Below are 16,655 nucleotides of genomic sequence, written 5' to 3' on the forward strand. Positions count from 1 at the left end.
TCCTTCAGCTATTGATTGGCCGCCATCGGCCGAAAATTGTGACGTTGCACAAGGCGTTGTGCTTATCACGGTAGCCTGAGTGTAGTGCGCGCTTTGGAATAAGGGAAGGTGGGCGCCGGCGGGGGGATAGGGCTAAAAGGTAAGCATTTATAACAAATCGCCCCCGGCCGTACGGCGAGGGGCATGGCGGGTTAGATAGGATAAAACTGATAATGCGTGGCGCTGCGGTAGCGGCTCCCCGGCTGCAGCCAGCAATCCGGCTGCGGCCACTCGGGATGGTGCGGGCTGTCCGGCAAAAACTCGCTTTCCAGCGCCACGCCGGCATGGTTGGCATAGCTGCCGCCGTCGCGCGCCGGCGTGCCGGCCAGAAAATTGCCGCTGTAGAGTTGCAGCGCAGGTGCGTCGGTGAACACGCTCATTTGCACCTGCCCGTCGGCGGACCATAAATGGGCCGCCGGGCTTTCCAGCGCGCCGCAGATGCGGTGCAACAGAAAGGCGTGATCGTAGCCGTTGACCCGCTGTTGGTCGCGATCGCGCAGGAAATCCTGCAGCAGCGTTTTCGGTTGACGAAAATCCATGCCGCTGCCGTCCACCGGCGTCAGCTCGGCGCAGGGAATGCCCTCGGCGTCGACGGGCAGATAGCGATCGGCGAACAGCTGCAGCCGTTGGGCGCGGGCGTCGGTGCCGGGGCCGTCCAGATTGAAATAGGCGTGGTTGGTCAGGTTGACCGGGCAGGGGCGATCGACCTGCGCCAGATAGCTGATTTCCAGACGATTATCGGGGGTCAGGCGGTAGCAAACCTGCACGTCGAGATTGCCGGGGAAGCCCTGATCGCCATCCGCTGAATGCAGCGCATAGCAGACCTGGTGCGCATCCTGCTGTACCCGGCGCCAGCGGCGGGCATGAAAACCGTCGGGGCCGCCGTGCAACTGGTGCGCGCCCTGATTGGCGAGCAGCGCATGGGATTTACCGACGATGGGCAGGCTGGCATTGGCGATGCGGTTGGCGTAACGGCCAACGGTGGCGCCCAGATAGGCGCCCTGACGTTGATAGTCCGCGGCGCTGCGGCAGCCGAGCAGCAGCTCGCGTTTTTCGCCGGATGTGAGCGGTAATACCGCGGACAACCAGGTGGCGCCCCAGTCCATCAGGGTGACGGTCATGCCGCCGGCGTTTTGCAGCCGCGTCAGCTGGTAAGGCTGCCCATCGGGCGCCGCTTCCGTGCTCACCGTCAGCATGTGCCGGCCCCCTGCGAAGCCTGGCAGACGTAAAACGTTTCCCGCAATCCGCCGGTTTGCAGCGGATACTCGTGCGCCACGGCGGCGCGCACCGTTTCCACGAGGTCCTGTGGCATCAGCGCGACGATGCAGCCGCCAAAGCCGCCTCCGGTCATGCGCACGCCGCCGCGCGGGCCGAGGGTCGCTTTGACAATCTCGACCAACCGATCGATTGGCGGCACGGTGATTTCAAAGTCGTCACGCATCGAGGCGTGAGACTCCGCCATCAGCCGGCCCATGCGTTGCAGATCGCCGGCCGCCAGCGCATCGGCCGCCGCCAGCGTGCGGGCATTCTCGCTGATGACATGGCGCGCGCGTTTGGCCACCAACGGATCCAACTCATGTTGACGCGCTGCAAACTGTTCGGGGCTGACGTCGCGCAGCGCCTTGACGCCGAAGAAACGCGCCGCTTCTTCGCACTGTTTGCGGCGGGTGTTGTATTCGCTGTCCACCAGCCCGCGTTGCACATTGGAGTTGATGATCACCACCGCCACGCTGTCCGGCATCGGCACCGCGCGGGTCTCCAGCGAGCGGCAGTCGATCAGCAGAGCGCTGTCGCGCCGGCCGAGCGCGGAGATCAGCTGGTCCATGATACCGCAGTTGCAGCCGACGAATTGGTTCTCCGCCTCCTGGCCGTTCAGCGCCAGCGCGACGCCGTCCAGCGGCAGCTGATAGAGCGCCTGCAGCGCCTGGCCTACCGCCACTTCCAGCGCGGCGGAGGAGCTGAGCCCCGCCCCTTGCGGCACATTCCCGGCGATCACCAGATCCGCGCCGCCGAAGTCGGCGCTGCGGCGCTGAAGGTGCTTCACCACGCCGCGCACATAGTCGGACCAGCGCTGATCGGGGTGGCTGACGATCGGATCGTCGAGCGAGAATTGATCCTGCTGATTCTGATAATCGGCGGCGAGGACGCGGATCTGGCGGTCGTCGCGCTTGGCGCAGGCGATGACGGTTTGATAATCGATGGCGCAGGGCAGTACGAAGCCGTCGTTGTAATCGGTATGCTCGCCGATCAGGTTCACCCGCCCCGGCGCCTGGATGGTCAACGCCGGCGCGTAGCCGAAGTGTTCGGTAAACAGGGAATGGGTAAGCGGTTTCAGGCTCATGCTTGGGCTCCGGCTTCACGGTAATGAATATCGCTGACGGCGCGCAGACGCGCTGCGGCCTGTTCGGCGGTCAGGTCGCGCTGGGTTTCCGCCAGCATCTCGTAACCGACCATAAATTTGCGCACGCTGGCTGAACGCAGCAACGGCGGGTAGAAATGGGCGTGCAGCTGCCAGTGCCGATTGTCGGCACCGTTGAACGGCGCACCGTGCCATCCCATCGAATAGGGGAAGGAGCACTGGAACAGGTTGTCGTAGCGGCTGGTCAGCTTCTTCAGCGCCAGCGCCAGATCTTGGCTTTGTGCCGCGCTGAGATCGGTAATGCGCTGCACCGCCGCTTTCGGCAGCAGCAGCGTTTCAAACGGCCAGGCGGCCCAGTAGGGCACCACCGCCAACCAGTGCTCGGTGTTCACCACGATGCGTTCGCCGGCGGCCAGCTCGCGCTGCGCGTAGTCCAGCAGCAGCGGGGAGGCATGTTCCTGAAAATACTCGTGCTGCAGGCGATCTTCGCGCTCGGCCTCGTTCGGCAGAAAACTGTTGGCCCAGACCTGCCCGTGCGGGTGCGGATTGGAGCAGCCCATCGCCGCGCCTTTGTTTTCGAACAGCTGTACCCAGGGGTACTGCCTGCCCAGCTCATCGGTTTGCGCCTGCCAGGCGGCGACCACCTGCTCCAGCGCCGGCAGCGTCAATTCGGGCAGGGTCTTGCTGTGATCGGGAGAGAAGCAGATCACCCGGCTGACGCCGCGCGCGCTCTGGCTGCGCATCAAAGGATCCTGGCTGTCGGGCGCCGGCGGCGTATCGCTCATCAGCGCGGCGAAATCGTTGGTGAAGACGTAGGTGCCGCGATAATCCGGATTGCGATCGCCGGTGACGCGCGCGTTGCCCGGGCACAGGAAACAGTCGGGATCGTGCGCCGGCAGCGTTGCCGTGGGGACGGCCTCTTGTTGGCCCTGCCAGGGGCGCTTGGCGCGGTGCGGTGAGACCAGCACCCATTGGCCGCTCAGCGGGTTATAGCGGCGGTGTGGATGATCGATAGGGTTAAATGCCGTCATACGGTTCCTTTCTTGGCGTCGACGAGGTGTAATCGCTTTCAGCCGCCGTCTTGATACGCCCGTTGCTGAAAAGGGAGAGTACATTGCGCAAAAAGATAGCATGCCCGCGGCGATAAAAAGGTGATCCAACGCGAAAAATGGAATCGTTTACACTTGATTGAAAAGCGCCGGATGGGCGGAGATGAGCCGGTGGCTACGTGATTGAGGGGATTGCGGTGAGCTGCCGGTGATAGCGCTTTCACCTGGTCAACCGGCAGAGAGAGGCTCTCTGCCGGCGTCAGCCGTCAGGGGTGCTGATACAGCGGGTAGGTGAAGAACAGCAGATGGGTGAGGTTAAGCCCGAAATGGAACAGAATCGGCACCCACAGGCGGCCGCTCCACATCCATGCCAGGCCGTAGATCACGCCGGCCAGCGTCGCGAAGATCACCATCAGCATGCCGCCGGCCAAATGCGCGGCGCCGAACACCAGGGCGGCGACGATCAGCGCCGGCCAGGCCCCCAGCCATTGGCTGAGGCGCTGTTGCAGGTAGCCGCGAAACAGCGCTTCTTCGGCCATGCAGACGAAGAACAGGTTCGCCATCACGAACGGCAGGATCCAGGCGGGCGCATGCAGTTCGATTTTTAAACCGCCCAGCGCCACGGCCAGCAGCAACAGCGCCGGCACGGCCAGCAGCAGCGCAATCCAGCCCGCCTTGCCGCCGTTGCCGCCGCGTTCGGCGGAAAACAATGTGGGCAAGCAGGCGAACAGCAGGAACGGCACCATCGCCTTGTCGAAGTTGTAATACATGGTGAACGGCGCGCTGAGCGGGCCGGCCTTTTCGCCGTCGATCATCAGCTGGTTGTGGATGCCAGGCACCAGATGCAAGAACAGCGCCACGCAGCCGGCGATCACCAACCCTTCGAGCGCGATCGCCAGATTACGCTGCGCGCGAAAATAATGACGTAGACCCGCCAGCGCCACGATGGCCAACAGGCAACCCAGGCTGAGTGGCGTCAGCACCCCATGATAAAGCCCCATGCCCGCCGAGGCGGCCAGGATCACCCAGGCTATCAGCCGGTTAAACGGCAAGAAAAATAACGAAGCAGCCAGTACGCCCCACATAATATGTCCCTTTAAAATATGTACACGGCGCTCAGCGCCTTTGCGGCGTGCGATGATGGCGAAATTGAGCGCTAAAGCGGATAGTAGCACACCAGAATGACGCTAAAGGTCGGGGCAGTGATGCATTCGTGCATTATGCCGGCCGACACAACCGGCGGCGATGCGGGTTAACCTCTCATCCAGGCCTGCGAACGGGTGATTTCGGCCAGATTTTGCAGGGTATCCAGACTCTGCTGGTGGATCTCCTGCGTAGGGGCTGCGCACAGATCGTGCAATACGGTCACCTGAAAGCCGGCGTCGTGCGCCTGACGCGCGGTGCTTTCGATGGCGAGCGGCGTGCTGATGCCCGCCAGCAGCAAATGGTGGCACCGATGTTGCCGCAGCCAGGCTAACAAATTGTTACCGGAGAAGGCGCTAACCGCCGTTTTTTCAAACTGCAGATCGGTCTCTTCCCGGTGCAGTTCGGGCACCCAGCGGCATCCCGGGCCATTTAGCCGCAGCGCGCCGATCTGCTTGAGATGGTTGAACAGCGGCGAGTGAGGCGGGATGTCATGATAATCGTCGGCGAATCCCACCCGCACCCAAATTACCGGGATTTTTCGCACCCGCGCATAGGCCGCGGCGGCATTGACGTTGGCGAGCAGGTGGGTCGCCGCCACCTGTTCACGGCAGTGGTTGGCGCGGCCTTTGGGCCCGATAAGATCCTCGATCAGGTCGATGATAATCAACGCAGCGGACATGGCGTCTCCAGAAAATGGCCTTCTTTCTTTCTATGATAAAAGGCCAAATGTGATGTGCTGCGGTGAAGTGTTGCCGGATATGTTTACGCCGCGTTTCAGACGGAGGCTGCCTCCAGCCGCTGGTGTTGATAGCCGTAGCCGCCCTCGCCGTCGTGCACGAAGCTGAGGCGGTGGGTGATGCACTGCGGCGCATCTTCGGCATGGTGCGAAACGAACAGCAACTGCGTGGCGCCCTGGCCGATCAGCACGTCGATGAAGCGGCGCACCAGCTGGCGATTGAGCGGATCCAGCCCTTGCAGCGGTTCGTCGAGGATCAGCAGCGCCGGGTGTTTCACCAGCGCACGGGCGATCAGCGCCAGTCGCTGTTGGCCCCAGGAAAGGCTGTGGAACGGGGCGTCACCGCGCGCGCCGTTGAGCCCGAGCAGCGCCAGCCATTGCTCTGTCAGCTGCCGCTGGCGATCCGAGACCGCCTGATAAATGCCGATCGAATCGAAGAACCCCGACAGCACCACGTTGCGCACGCTGGTGTTGACGCGATAATCCAGATGCAGGCTGCTGCTGACGTAGCCGATATGGCGTTTGATTTCCCAGATGGTTTCCCCGCTGCCGCGGCGGCGGCCGAACAGCGTCAGATCGTTGCTGTAGCCCTGCGGGTGATCGCCGGTGATCAAACTGAGCAGGGTGGATTTGCCGGCGCCGTTCGGACCGACGATCTGCCAGTGTTCACCAGGGTTAACCTGCCAGTCGAGATGATTGAGGATCGGCCGATCGTTATAGCTGACCACGCCGTCACGCAGGACGATCAGCGGACGATCCGCCGGCAGGGCCACTTTATGCGCCGGATCCTCCGTTTCCGGCAGCGCCAGCCCGCTGAGATTTTCGCTGTGCGCCAGCTGCGCCACCAGCGCGTCCGCCATCACCTGGCTGCGCGGCCCGCGGTTGGTCAGGGTGCAGTCCGCCAGCACGCCCACCTGCCGGACAAAATCCGGTATTTCGTCGAAACGGTTGAGCACCAGCACCACGGTCTGCCCCTGGGCGGAAAGCTCGCTCAGCAGCGCGGCGAGCTGCGCGCGTGAGTGGACGTCCAGCCCGTCGAAAGGTTCATCGAGGATCAGCAGGTCGGGCTGCGGCATCAGCGCGCGGCACAGCAGGGTTTTGCGCGTTTCGCCGGTGGAGAGGTATTTGAAGCGGCGCGTCAGCAGGGCGGTAATGCCGAACTGCGCGGCCAGTCGCTCACAGCGCGCGGCGTCTTTCACCTCTTCCTGAATGATCTCCGCCGCGGTACGGCCGGTGTCGTCTTCGTCCGCGCTGAGCAGATCTGTATTGTTGCGTTGCCACTCGTCGCTGACCATCTTTTGCAACTGTTCGAAGGAGATGCGCACCGCATGCTGAAAGTCGCTGCGGCGTTCGCCGCGCAGCAGAACCAGTTCGTCGGCCAGCGCGCGCGCCAGGGCGGATTTGCCGCTGCCGTTGGCGCCGACGAAGGCCCAGCTGTCGCCGGCCTGGATCGCCAGTGCATCCAGCGTCAGGGTGCGGGTATCGCTTAAGCGGAATGAACCTTGCGAAATGTGCAACGACGACATCACCTGTTCCTTTTTTTGCAATTATTTGCCTTAGAAATAGGCGCATTGCAGGGGGATGTCAATCAACAAAAATGCAACGTTACGTTGCGCTTAACACAACGTGGCGACAATCACGTGGTCGGCGTTGAACAGGGCGTGTACGGCGGCGCCGACGCTCAGCTGCAGGCGCTGCAGCTCCGCTGTCGTCAGGGTGGCGCACAGGGTTTCGCCGCCCGCCAGCGTCACCAGCACCTCGCTGTGTTCGGCGCCCGGCTGAATGCCGGCCACCACGCCCGCCAGCGCGTTATCTGCGCCGGTATGCTCCTCCGTCTCGACGCTTAACCGCACCCATGGCGCCTTGATCAGCGCCAGCACCTCTTTACCCGGCGTCAGCTGCAGCCGGTCGGCGCTTTGTTGGGTGACGGCCGCCATCAGGCGAGTAGTGCCGTCGTTCAACAAAATCGCCAGGTGCTGCTGCACCTGCTGATGATCGCGTTCGATGACGGTGCCGAAGAACTGATTGCGCGCGCTGGTTTGCAGCGAGAAGCGCGAGATGGCCGCCAGCAGGCTGTCGAGCGGCAGATCGTCCTGCTGCAACACGTCGAAAGCTTTTTGCTGCACCTGGCCCAGCAGATCGTACAGCTGGATCAGCCGTTGGCCGTAGTGCGTCAAATGCGCGCCCCCGCCGCCTTTGCCGCCGGTGGCGCGTTCCACCACCGTTTGTTCCGCCAGTTGGTTCATCTCATTGATGGCGTCCCAGGCGCTTTTGTAGCTGATGCCCGCCAGTTTGGCGCCCTGGCTGATGGAGCCGGTGTGCTGCACCTGTTTCAGCAGCGCGATGCGGCGCGGATCGGCGAACAGCTTTTGCTGGAGTTTGAGAGTCAGAAGAATTTCGGCCTGCATAGCGCATCCTGTCGGCGGCAAAAATCGTATTGTCGCCGATTTGGCGGCAAAGCGCCAAACGCAGTGCGGTGGAGCGCGGGGCAATAAAGACTGGCATTGCTTTGTTGTTATAATATAACATAACAGAAAAACGATAAGGCTTTACGCCGGCTTACGGCCGGTTTTTATTTCACCACAGGGATGCTCCACATGAGTACGACACGCCGGCGTCTTGTCACGCCCAGAAAATCTTTATGCCTTGCCGCTTGGGTCGGCGGCGCACTGACGGCGCCGCTGGCTTTCGCTGCCGACTGCGATAAAGCCCGCAATGCCACGGGGTGCGAAGAACAGCTCACCGTGGAGGCGGCGGCCCCCGCCGGGCGCTACGATGCGTTGAGCGCCGTGAGCCGCAGCGCTTCGCAGCTCGGGCTGACCGCTCGGGAAACGCCGCGCAGCGTCGATATCATCAGCGCAAGAGCGATCCAACAGCGGGGCGACCGCTCGCTGGCCGCCGCCGTCGAGCATGCCACCGGTCTGTCCGGCGTCGCTTCGCCAACGTTGTCCAATAACTTTTCCGCGCGCGGTTTCCGGCCTATCGCCTGGTTGTATAACGGCGTGGAGATGCCCGGCAGCACGCTGCAGCTGGGCGATCCGGCGCATTACGACAGCATCGAGGTACTGCGCGGGCCGGGATCGGCCTTGAACGGCCTGAGCGCCGCGGGCGGCAGCGTCAACCTGATCTCGCGGCGGCCGACCTTCAGCCGCCAGCCGCTCGAGCTCGATTATGGCTTCGGCAGCTACCGCAGCCAGCGTCTGCATCTGGGGGCCGGCGGCGCGCTGGTGGACGATGCGGTGGCGTACCGGTTGGACGTCAGCGGCAACGACAGCGGCAGCAACGTGCAGTATGAACGCGATCGGCAGAAGCGGGTTTCCGGCTCGCTGCTGTTTAAGCTGACGGACGATGCGCTGTTGACGCTTAGCCTGGACCGCATGCTCAACCGCACCAACAACCCTTACTACGGCACGCCGCTGCTGGACGGGCGCATTGCCGGCGAGCTGCGCGACATCAATTACAACAACCTGACCGACAGCCGCATCCAGAGCAACGCCACCGCATTTCAGGCCAGCCTGGACTGGTTTATGACGCCCGAAGTGGAATGGCATAACCAATTCTATTACTACAGCGGCTTTCGCGAATGGCGCAACGTCGAGCGCTTCCGCGTCGCGGCGGCGGCCCGGCCCGGCGACGTCAACCGCGACTCCTTCGGCGCCCTGGCGCACGACGACGATCTGATCGGCAACCGCAGTTCGCTGGTATTCGACCGCGCCATCGCCGGTTTTGATAACCGGTTGCTGGTCGGCCTCGATCTGAGCAAGCGGCATTTTCAGTATTATTCCAACGGTTTCCCCGGCTCGGAAGACGTACCGCTTGGCGCGCCGCCCAGAGAGCCGTTCGCCCAGGGTACCGACCGCCAACGCGCGCCGGTGCGCCACGTTACCCAGAACCAGTACGCCGCCTTTCTCGAGGATCGCTTCAGCCTGACCGAGCGTTTAGCGTTGCTGGGCCAGCTGCGCTACAACCATATGAACATGGACTGGCGCTTCCAGGGGCCGCAGGAAGAGAGCCGCGCGCACACCTACGTTTTCAGCACCTGGAGCCTGGGCCCCAGCTATGCATTGACCGACAACCTCACGCTCTACGCCAACTACACCACCGGCCAGGAGCCGGGCAACGATCTGTTCTTCCTCAGCCCAACGCAGACCGATCTGCCGCTGACGCGAGCGCGCCAGTGGGAGGCCGGCGCCAAAGGGCAGTTCTGGGGGAACAAGGGCGAGGCGACGCTGGCGCTGTACGAACTGCGCAAGGACAACCTGTTTGTGCCCGACGCGCAGCGGCCGGATGCGTTGAACGCGGTAGGCAGGCAGACGTCGCGCGGCATTGAGCTTGGCGTGGTGCTGCGTCCCGACGAACGCTGGGAGCTGGCCGGCAACGCCGCTTACACGCATGCCCGCTACGACGACTATCGCGGCGGTAGCCCGCTGCGCAGCTACAACGGCAATCGCCCGGCCTATATCCCGGACTGGACCGCCAACCTCAGCGTGCATTATCAGGCGACGGAGCGCCTGGGGCTGGCTTCTTCGCTGCGCTACGTCGGCAGCAGCTACAACGACGACGCCAACCGGCGCAAGATGCGCGCGTACACCACGCTCGATCTGGCGGCAGACTATCAGCTGACGCCGATCGTCGATGTTGGTTTTCGCATTCGCAACGCCACCAACCAGCTGTACGCCTATCAGCGTACTTACCCGGACCAGGCGCTGATCGCGCTGCCGCGCAGCTATGAAACCTTCGTGTCGGTCAGGTTCTGACGGCGTGAAAGGCTGGCTTGCCCTGCTGTTGTGCGCCCTGGAATTGGGCGGCAGCGCGCCGCTGCGTGCCGATGCCGTCAGCCTGCAAAATTGCGGGGTAACGCGCGATTACCCGCAGCCGCCGCAGCGGGTGCTGGTTTACGCCAACCCGGCGCTGGAAAACCTGATGGCGCTGGGGCTGGCTGGCCGCGCGATCGGCGTGGTCGGGTATGACCGCACGCGCGATCCCGTGCCAACGGCGTCGGCCGAGACATTGCAGGCGCCCACCAGCCCGGCGCCGCCCACGGCGGAAGCGTTGCTGCTGATGCGGCCGGATTTTGTCTATTCGGCTAGCTATTACTGGCTGCACAGCCCGGAAACGCCCGATCGGGCGCGGCTGGCAGAATGGGGCATCGGCACTTATCTCTCTCCCGGCGCCTGCAGCGGCCAGCAAAGCGCGATCGCCGCCGCGCTGACGTTCGAAGACATTTTCACCGAGCTGCGGGAGCTGGCGCGCATTTTCAACGTCAGCAGCGCCGGTGAAGCGCTGGTCGCGCGGCTGCGCGGGCAGCTGAGGGCGTTTGAGGCGCAGCGCGCGCCGCTGCCGCATTTACGTCTGCTGTGGTGGTATGCCGGCGCGCAAACGCCCTACGTGGCGGGCTGCTGCGGCGCGCCAGGTTTGCTGAGCCGCAGCGTCGGTAGCGAGAACCTGTTCGGCGATCGGCCCGAGCTGTGGCCGACGGTGTCCTGGGAGGTTATCGCCGCCCGCGATCCGGATGCGATCGTGCTTGGCGATCTGCCGCGCGGCGGCCTCGGCGACAGCGCGGCCGACAAAATCGCCTTTCTGGAACATCACCCGCTGACCGCGACGCTGCGCGCCGTGCGTCAGCGGCGCTACGTGATCCTCCCCGGTTACGACATGGACCCTTCCGCCCGCACCGTGGCGGCGCTGGGCCGTTTGATTCGGGGCCTGGCGGCCTTGCCGCCGCAGGCGCCGACTTTTTCCAACAAGGAACCTTGATATGACTGCCGTTTCATTCTCTTCGCTGCTGGACTCCTGGGATCGCCAGCAGGCGGCCTACATCGCCGAACGGGAAGCGCGTTTTAACGCCCAGCTGGAGGTGCTGGCGCTGGCCGCCGGCCAGGATTTTCACGTGGTGGATCTGGCCTGCGGCCCGGGATCGCTGAGCCTGCGCATTTTGCAGCGCTTTCCGCAGGCCAGGGTGACCGCCATCGATCTCGATCCGCTGTTGCTGGCGGTGGCGCGCGGTGCGCTGGCGGAGTACGGCGATCGGATCCGCATTCTGCAGGCCGATCTGGCGGATCCGGCCTGTTTTGCCGCGCTGTCCGGCCCCGCGCCGCAGGCGGCGGTGTCCAGCACGGCGCTGCACTGGCTGATGCCCGAGCAGCAGCTGGCGCTGTACCGCAACGTTGCCGGGCTGCTGGCCGACGGCGGCGTGTTCCTGAACGCCGATCATCAGCGCTATGACCAGCGTCAGCCGCGGCTGAAAGCGTTGGCGGAGCGGCACGACGAGCAGACCCAACAGCGCGCCTGGGACAACGGCGTCGAGGATTGGGATCGCTGGTTTGCGGGCGCGCTGCAATCGCCGGCGCTGGCCGCTTATCAGGCCGAGCGTGAAGCGCTGTTCGCCGGCCGCCCGGTGCCGCCGCCGACGCCGGTGGATTTCCAGCTCGCGGCGCTTAGACAAGCCGGTTTCAGCGAGGCGGGGACGGTGTGGCAGCTGTTGGACGACTATGTGATCGCAGGCTGGAAATAGCATGATCCGGGGGTTACTGCCCGGCCGTAAGGCCGGTTGGCTGCTGTTGCTGGCGGCGGCGCTGCCGCTGGCCCTGCTGGGCGCCACCCTGTCGGGGCCTGCGCCGATCGCGTGGCACGACGCCTGGCGCATCGTGTTCGGCGTCAGCGGCAGTGCGGCGACCGACGCCGAGGTGTATCAGCGCATCATCTGGTCGCTGCGGATGCCGCGCGCGCTGTTGGCGGCGCTGGCCGGCGCCGGGCTGGCGTTGGCGGGCACCGTGCTGCAGTCGCTGACCCGCAACCCGCTGGCCGATCCCTGGGTGCTGGGCATCTCCTCCGGCGCCGGCGTGGGGGCGGTAACGGTATTGGTATTGGGGCTGGGGGGCGGCCTGCTGTCGGTGTCCGGCGGCGCGTTTATCGGCGCGCTGGGAGCATTTGCGTTGGTGATGCTGCTGGCCGGGCGTTCGCTGCAGGGGGAGTCCACGCTGTTTATTCTGGCCGGGGTGGCGGTGACGCAGCTGCTTTCTGCGTTAACTTCGCTGATCACCCTCTGGCAGGCGGACGCCAACGTCACGCGCGGCGTGATGTTCTGGCTGCTGGGATCGTTCAGCGACGCGCGCTGGCCGCAGGTCGGGCTGTGCGGGCTGGCGCTGGCGGCGGCGCTGCTGCTTTGTTGGCTGCGGGCGGGTGAGCTGGACGCGCTGGCGTTCGGCGGCGTGACCGCCGCTTCGTTGGGGGTGGCGGTGGCTCCGCTGAAGCTGCTGCTGTATGTGGTGACTACCGCGCTGACGGCGGCGATCGTCGCGTTCAGCGGCGCGGTGGGATTTATCGGGCTGACGGTGCCGCATGTCGCCCGGCGGCTGGTCGGCTCGCGGCATCGGCTGCTGTTGCCGGCCAGCGCGCTGTGCGGCGCGCTGTTCGCCGTGGCGGCGGACACGCTGGCCAGAACGCTGTTTGCCCCGCGCGAGCTGCCGGTCGGCGTGCTGACGGCGCTGTTGGGGGTGCCGGTATTCCTGCTGTTGTTGTATCGGAAGGTCAATGCATGACGATTGAAAAAGCGCGATCCGGCCTGCGCGCCGAAGCGGTGAGCTGGCGAGCGGGCGAACGCACGGTGCTGGAAAATCTGGATTTCTGCGCCTTGCCCGGTGAGGTCACCGGCGTGCTCGGCGTCAACGGCAGCGGTAAATCCACGTTGCTCAAGCTGCTGGCCGGGTTGCAGCCTGCCGCCGGGGGCCACGTTTGGCTGGAAGGGCGCGAAATTACTGCGTTTTCCGGGCGGGAGCGCGCCAGGCGCATCGCCTTTCTCGAGCAATCCGCCCCCGGCGCCTTCGCGCTGCCGGTGAAGGAGGCGGTGCTGCTGGGGCGCCTGGCCCATATCGGCCGCTGGCGCGGTTTCGGCCCCGAAGATCGCCGTCTCGCCGGGCAGGCGATGGAGCAAGTGGGCATCAGCCACCTGGCCGATCGCGATTGGCAGCGGCTGTCCGGCGGCGAACGGCAGCGGGTGCACCTGGCGCGCGCGTTGGCGCAGCAAACGCCGTGGCTGCTGCTGGATGAGCCCGCCAACCATCTGGATATCGCCCATCAGCAGCAGTTTATGGCCTTGCTGCGGCGGCTGAAGCTCAGCGTGGTGGTAACGCTGCACGATCTGAATCTGGCCGCCTGCTATTGCGATCGGGTGGCGCTGCTGCAGCGGGGCAGGGTCTGTGCGGCAGGTGCGCCGCGGCAGGCGCTGACGCCGGAGAACATTCGCGCGGTGTACGGGGTGGAGGCCCGGCTGGCGGCGCCCGCCGGCTATGCGCCGCCGCTGATCTATTACCCCGCACCGGCATGAGCCCGGTGGAAAGGGCACGTTTAGCCGATCACAATTTCGCCCCGCTGGCTAAAATAACTCCGGTTTTACCGATTTTTTTGGGTTAGAATAACCCGATATGCGGTGAAAGGCATTTGCCGCTCAATGGGCAGTTAAGCGAGGCTATCATGTTGGAATTATTGAAAAGTCTGTTATTCGCCGTGGTGATGGTGCCGGTGGTCATGGCGCTCATTCTCGGCTTGATCTACGGTTTTGGCGAAGTGTTCAACGTCTTCTCCAAAGTGGGCCGTTCGAAAGAAAACCGCACCCAGCACTGACCGTTCCCCATCCCGATACCCGTCGGCATCGCCCGGCGGGCATTCCTCAAGTTATCTCACGCTTTGCCGATAAACCGCATGACAAGCTTTCGCGCCACGTTATATTATTTTTTATATAACGAAGAGTGATAATGCACGTTAACTTGCGGAGAAAAACAATGAAACAGCAATGGACCAAATGGGTTGGCGGGATCGTGTTGGCATCGGGTCTGGTGGCCCAGGCCTCGGCGGCGGAAAAGATCACCGTGTTTGCCGCCGCGTCGCTGACCAACGCGCTGCAGGACATCGCCACCCAGTATCAAAAAGGCAAGGACGTGCAGGTGGTTTCCTCCTTCGCGTCGTCTTCTACGCTGGCGCGCCAAATTGAGCAGGGCGCCCCCGCCGATCTGTTTATCTCCGCCGATCAGCAGTGGATGGATTACGCCATCGATAAGCAGCAGATGGTGAAAGACACCCGCTACACGCTGCTGGGCAACGAACTGGTGCTGATCGCCGCCAAGAGCGATAAGCAAGACAAGATCGCCATCGACAAGCAGACCGACTGGGCCAAGCTGCTCAACGGCGGCCGCCTGGCGGTGGGCGATCCGGATCACGTGCCGGCCGGCATCTACGCTAAGGAGGCGCTGGAACACCTGGGCGCCTGGCGCGCGCTGGAGCCGAAACTGGCGCGCGCCAACAATGTGCGTAGCGCCATGGCGCTGGTGGAGCGCGGTGAAGCGCCGCTCGGCATCGTCTACGGCTCCGACGCGGTCGCCAGCGACAAGGTGAAAGTGGTGGGCGTGTTCCCGGAAGACAGCCACAAACCGGTTGAATATCCGATGGCGATTGTGAAAGATCGTCAAAATCCGACGGTCAGCGCTTTCTATACCTATTTGAAGAGCCCGGAAGCGGCCGCTATTTTCGAACATTATGGATTCACCCCGCGTAAATGATTCTGAGCGAGTACGAGTGGCAGGCGGTTGAGCTGAGCCTGAAAGTTTCCGGTTTGGCGGTAGTCTGCAGCCTGCCGTTCGGCATTCTGATGGCCTGGGTGCTGGTGCGCTGCCGTTTTCCCGGCAAGGCGCTGCTCGATGGCGTCATTCACCTGCCGCTGGTGCTGCCGCCGGTGGTGGTCGGTTATTTGCTGCTGATCGCCATGGGGCGGCGCGGCGTCATCGGCGAGCGGCTGTACGATTGGTTCGGCTTCAGCTTCAGCTTTAGCTGGCGCGGCGCCGCGCTGGCGTCGGCGGTGGTGGCGTTTCCGCTGATGGTGCGCGCCATTCGGCTGGCGCTGGAGGCGGTGGATACCCGGCTGGAACAGGCGGCGCGCACGCTGGGCGCCAATCCGTGGCGAGTATTTTTCACCATCACGCTGCCGCTGTCGCTGCCTGGCGTCATTGTCGGCGTGGTGCTGGCCTTCGCCCGTTCGCTGGGGGAGTTTGGCGCCACCATCACCTTCGTCTCCAACATTCCCGGGGAAACCCGCACCATTCCGCTGGCGATGTATACGCTGATTGAAACGCCGGGGGCGGAGGCCGCCGCCGCGCGTCTGTGCGTGATCGCCATCGTGCTGTCGCTGGCTTCGCTGATGGTGTCCGAATGGCTGGCCCGCTGGGGCCGCAAACGGATGGGGGTGTAAATGCTGGAGCTGGATTTCTCGCAGCAGCTGGGCGACCTCAATCTCAACGTCCGCGCCGATTTGCCGGCGCAGGGCATCACCGCGATTTTCGGCCTGTCCGGCGCGGGCAAAACTTCATTGATCAACGCCATCGGCGGCTTGACCCGTTTGCAGCAGGGGCGCATCGCGCTCAATGGCCGCACGCTGGTGGATACCGCCGCGGGCCTCTGCCTGCCGCCGGAAAAGCGCCGTATCGGCTACGTGTTTCAGGATGCGCGGCTGTTCCCGCATTATCGGGTGCGCGGTAACCTGCAGTACGGCATGGCGGCCGGCATGCGCGCGCAGTTCAATACCATTGTCGAGCTGCTGGGCATCGGGCCGCTGCTTAATCGGCTGCCGCTGACGCTCTCCGGCGGTGAAAAACAGCGGGTGGCGATCGGCCGCGCGCTGCTGACCGCGCCGGAACTGCTGCTGATGGACGAGCCGCTGGCCTCGCTCGATCTGCCGCGCAAACGCGAGCTGCTGCCGTATCTGGAGCGGTTGGCGCAGGACGTCAACATCCCTATCCTCTACGTCAGCCATAGCCTGGACGAGATCCTGCGCCTGGCCGAGCAGGTGATGGTGCTGGATCGCGGCGAGGTGCGCGCGTTCGGCGGGCTGGAAGCCGTCTGGGCCAGCAGCGCGCTGCGGCCGTGGCTGCAGCGTGAAGATCAGAGCAGCGTGCTGCGCGTCAGCGTGATTGAGCATCATCAACGCTATGCCATGACCGCGCTGGCGCTCGGCGATCAGCGGCTGTGGGTCAGCGGCATCGACGCCGAATTGGGCACCCAGCTGCGCATTCGCATCAATGCCGCCGACGTCTCGCTGGTGCTGCAGCCGCCGGTCAACAGCAGCATTCGCAACGTGTTGCCGGCCAAGGTAAGCGAGTGTCTGGACGTGGACGGGCAGGTGGAAGTAAAGCTGGCGGTCGGGGAGCACGTGCTGTGGGCGCGGATCACGCCGTGGGCGCGCGATGAACTGGCGATCCGCCCTGGGCAGTGGCTGTACGCGCAGGTGAAGAGCGTGTCGATCAGCCGCGAGAGCCGCTAAGACAGGCCCTCCCGGCGG

The 16,655-nt window shown here is 64.3% G+C and carries 16 protein-coding genes; 9 read left to right on the forward strand and 7 right to left on the reverse strand.

Going from position 1 to position 16,655, the window contains the following annotated elements; translation table 11 throughout:
- Window positions 1-191 precede the first annotated feature (191 nt).
- From galM to modE, 7 genes are all read right to left on the reverse strand, one after another.
- A complete protein-coding gene (gene galM, locus ACJ8J1_RS12215) occupies window positions 192-1,235 on the reverse strand; it encodes a galactose-1-epimerase (RefSeq protein ID WP_033642212.1) in 1,044 nt (347 codons plus the stop codon).
- A complete protein-coding gene (gene galK, locus ACJ8J1_RS12220) occupies window positions 1,229-2,380 on the reverse strand; it encodes a galactokinase (RefSeq protein ID WP_033642213.1) in 1,152 nt (383 codons plus the stop codon). Before galK ends, galM begins: the two co-directional genes overlap by 7 nt.
- A complete protein-coding gene (gene galT, locus ACJ8J1_RS12225; RefSeq protein WP_033642214.1) occupies window positions 2,377-3,429 on the reverse strand; it encodes a galactose-1-phosphate uridylyltransferase in 1,053 nt (350 codons plus the stop codon). Before galT ends, galK begins: the two co-directional genes overlap by 4 nt.
- Window positions 3,430-3,713: 284 nt before the next feature.
- Window positions 3,714-4,532 (reverse strand): CPBP family intramembrane glutamic endopeptidase, encoded by an 819-nt coding sequence (locus ACJ8J1_RS12230; protein ID WP_033642215.1) that lies wholly within the window; start codon window positions 4,530-4,532, stop codon window positions 3,714-3,716.
- A gap of 167 nt (window positions 4,533-4,699) precedes the next feature.
- Window positions 4,700-5,272 (reverse strand): cysteine hydrolase family protein, encoded by a 573-nt coding sequence (locus ACJ8J1_RS12235; protein ID WP_033642216.1) that lies wholly within the window; start codon window positions 5,270-5,272, stop codon window positions 4,700-4,702.
- A gap of 95 nt (window positions 5,273-5,367) precedes the next feature.
- Window positions 5,368-6,855, reverse strand: a complete 1,488-nt coding sequence (modF, locus tag ACJ8J1_RS12240) for a molybdate ABC transporter ATP-binding protein ModF (protein WP_033644216.1) — start codon at window positions 6,853-6,855, stop codon at window positions 5,368-5,370.
- A gap of 90 nt (window positions 6,856-6,945) precedes the next feature.
- The gene (gene modE, locus ACJ8J1_RS12245) at window positions 6,946-7,737 is read right to left on the reverse strand and encodes a molybdenum-dependent transcriptional regulator (RefSeq protein WP_033642217.1); all 792 of its coding nucleotides are present in this window, start codon (window positions 7,735-7,737) and stop codon (window positions 6,946-6,948) included.
- 189 nt (window positions 7,738-7,926) lie between these two features.
- Between modE and ACJ8J1_RS12250 the strand changes: the two genes are divergently transcribed.
- The 9 genes from ACJ8J1_RS12250 to modC all read left to right on the forward strand — a co-directional run bounded on the left by ACJ8J1_RS12250 (window position 7,927) and on the right by modC (window position 16,637).
- Complete coding sequence (locus ACJ8J1_RS12250) at window positions 7,927-10,086, forward strand: TonB-dependent siderophore receptor (protein WP_033642218.1); 2,160 nt, start codon at window positions 7,927-7,929, stop codon at window positions 10,084-10,086.
- A gap of 4 nt (window positions 10,087-10,090) precedes the next feature.
- Window positions 10,091-11,086: an ABC transporter substrate-binding protein gene (locus tag ACJ8J1_RS12255; protein WP_033642219.1), complete on the forward strand. Its 996-nt coding sequence runs from the start codon at window positions 10,091-10,093 to the stop codon at window positions 11,084-11,086.
- 1 nt (window position 11,087) lies between these two features.
- On the forward strand, window positions 11,088-11,843 hold the full coding sequence (locus ACJ8J1_RS12260; RefSeq protein WP_033642220.1) for a class I SAM-dependent methyltransferase: 756 nt from the start codon (window positions 11,088-11,090) through the stop codon (window positions 11,841-11,843).
- A gap of 1 nt (window position 11,844) precedes the next feature.
- The gene (locus ACJ8J1_RS12265; protein ID WP_033642221.1) at window positions 11,845-12,870 is read left to right on the forward strand and encodes a FecCD family ABC transporter permease; all 1,026 of its coding nucleotides are present in this window, start codon (window positions 11,845-11,847) and stop codon (window positions 12,868-12,870) included.
- Entirely contained in the window at window positions 12,867-13,655 is a 789-nt protein-coding gene (locus tag ACJ8J1_RS12270) for an ABC transporter ATP-binding protein (protein ID WP_033642222.1), read from the forward strand. Before ACJ8J1_RS12265 ends, ACJ8J1_RS12270 begins: the two co-directional genes overlap by 4 nt.
- Before the next feature lie 146 nt (window positions 13,656-13,801).
- Complete coding sequence (locus tag ACJ8J1_RS12275; protein WP_004939813.1) at window positions 13,802-13,951, forward strand: AcrZ family multidrug efflux pump-associated protein; 150 nt, start codon at window positions 13,802-13,804, stop codon at window positions 13,949-13,951.
- 158 nt (window positions 13,952-14,109) lie between these two features.
- Window positions 14,110-14,883, forward strand: a complete 774-nt coding sequence (modA, locus tag ACJ8J1_RS12280) for a molybdate ABC transporter substrate-binding protein (RefSeq protein ID WP_033642223.1) — start codon at window positions 14,110-14,112, stop codon at window positions 14,881-14,883.
- Window positions 14,880-15,569 (forward strand): molybdate ABC transporter permease subunit, encoded by a 690-nt coding sequence (gene modB, locus ACJ8J1_RS12285; protein ID WP_033642225.1) that lies wholly within the window; start codon window positions 14,880-14,882, stop codon window positions 15,567-15,569. The genes modA and modB overlap by 4 nt, the downstream gene beginning before the upstream one ends.
- Window positions 15,570-16,637 carry a molybdenum ABC transporter ATP-binding protein ModC gene (gene modC / locus ACJ8J1_RS12290; RefSeq protein ID WP_016928697.1) on the forward strand — a complete coding sequence of 356 codons (1,068 nt, stop codon included), beginning with the start codon at window positions 15,570-15,572 and terminating at the stop codon, window positions 16,635-16,637. It begins immediately after the preceding gene.
- The last annotated feature ends 18 nt before the right edge of the window (window positions 16,638-16,655 follow it).

This window comes from Serratia sp. CY37869, assembly GCF_052168895.1.
GTDB classification, from domain to species: Bacteria; Pseudomonadota; Gammaproteobacteria; order Enterobacterales; family Enterobacteriaceae; genus Serratia; species Serratia ureilytica.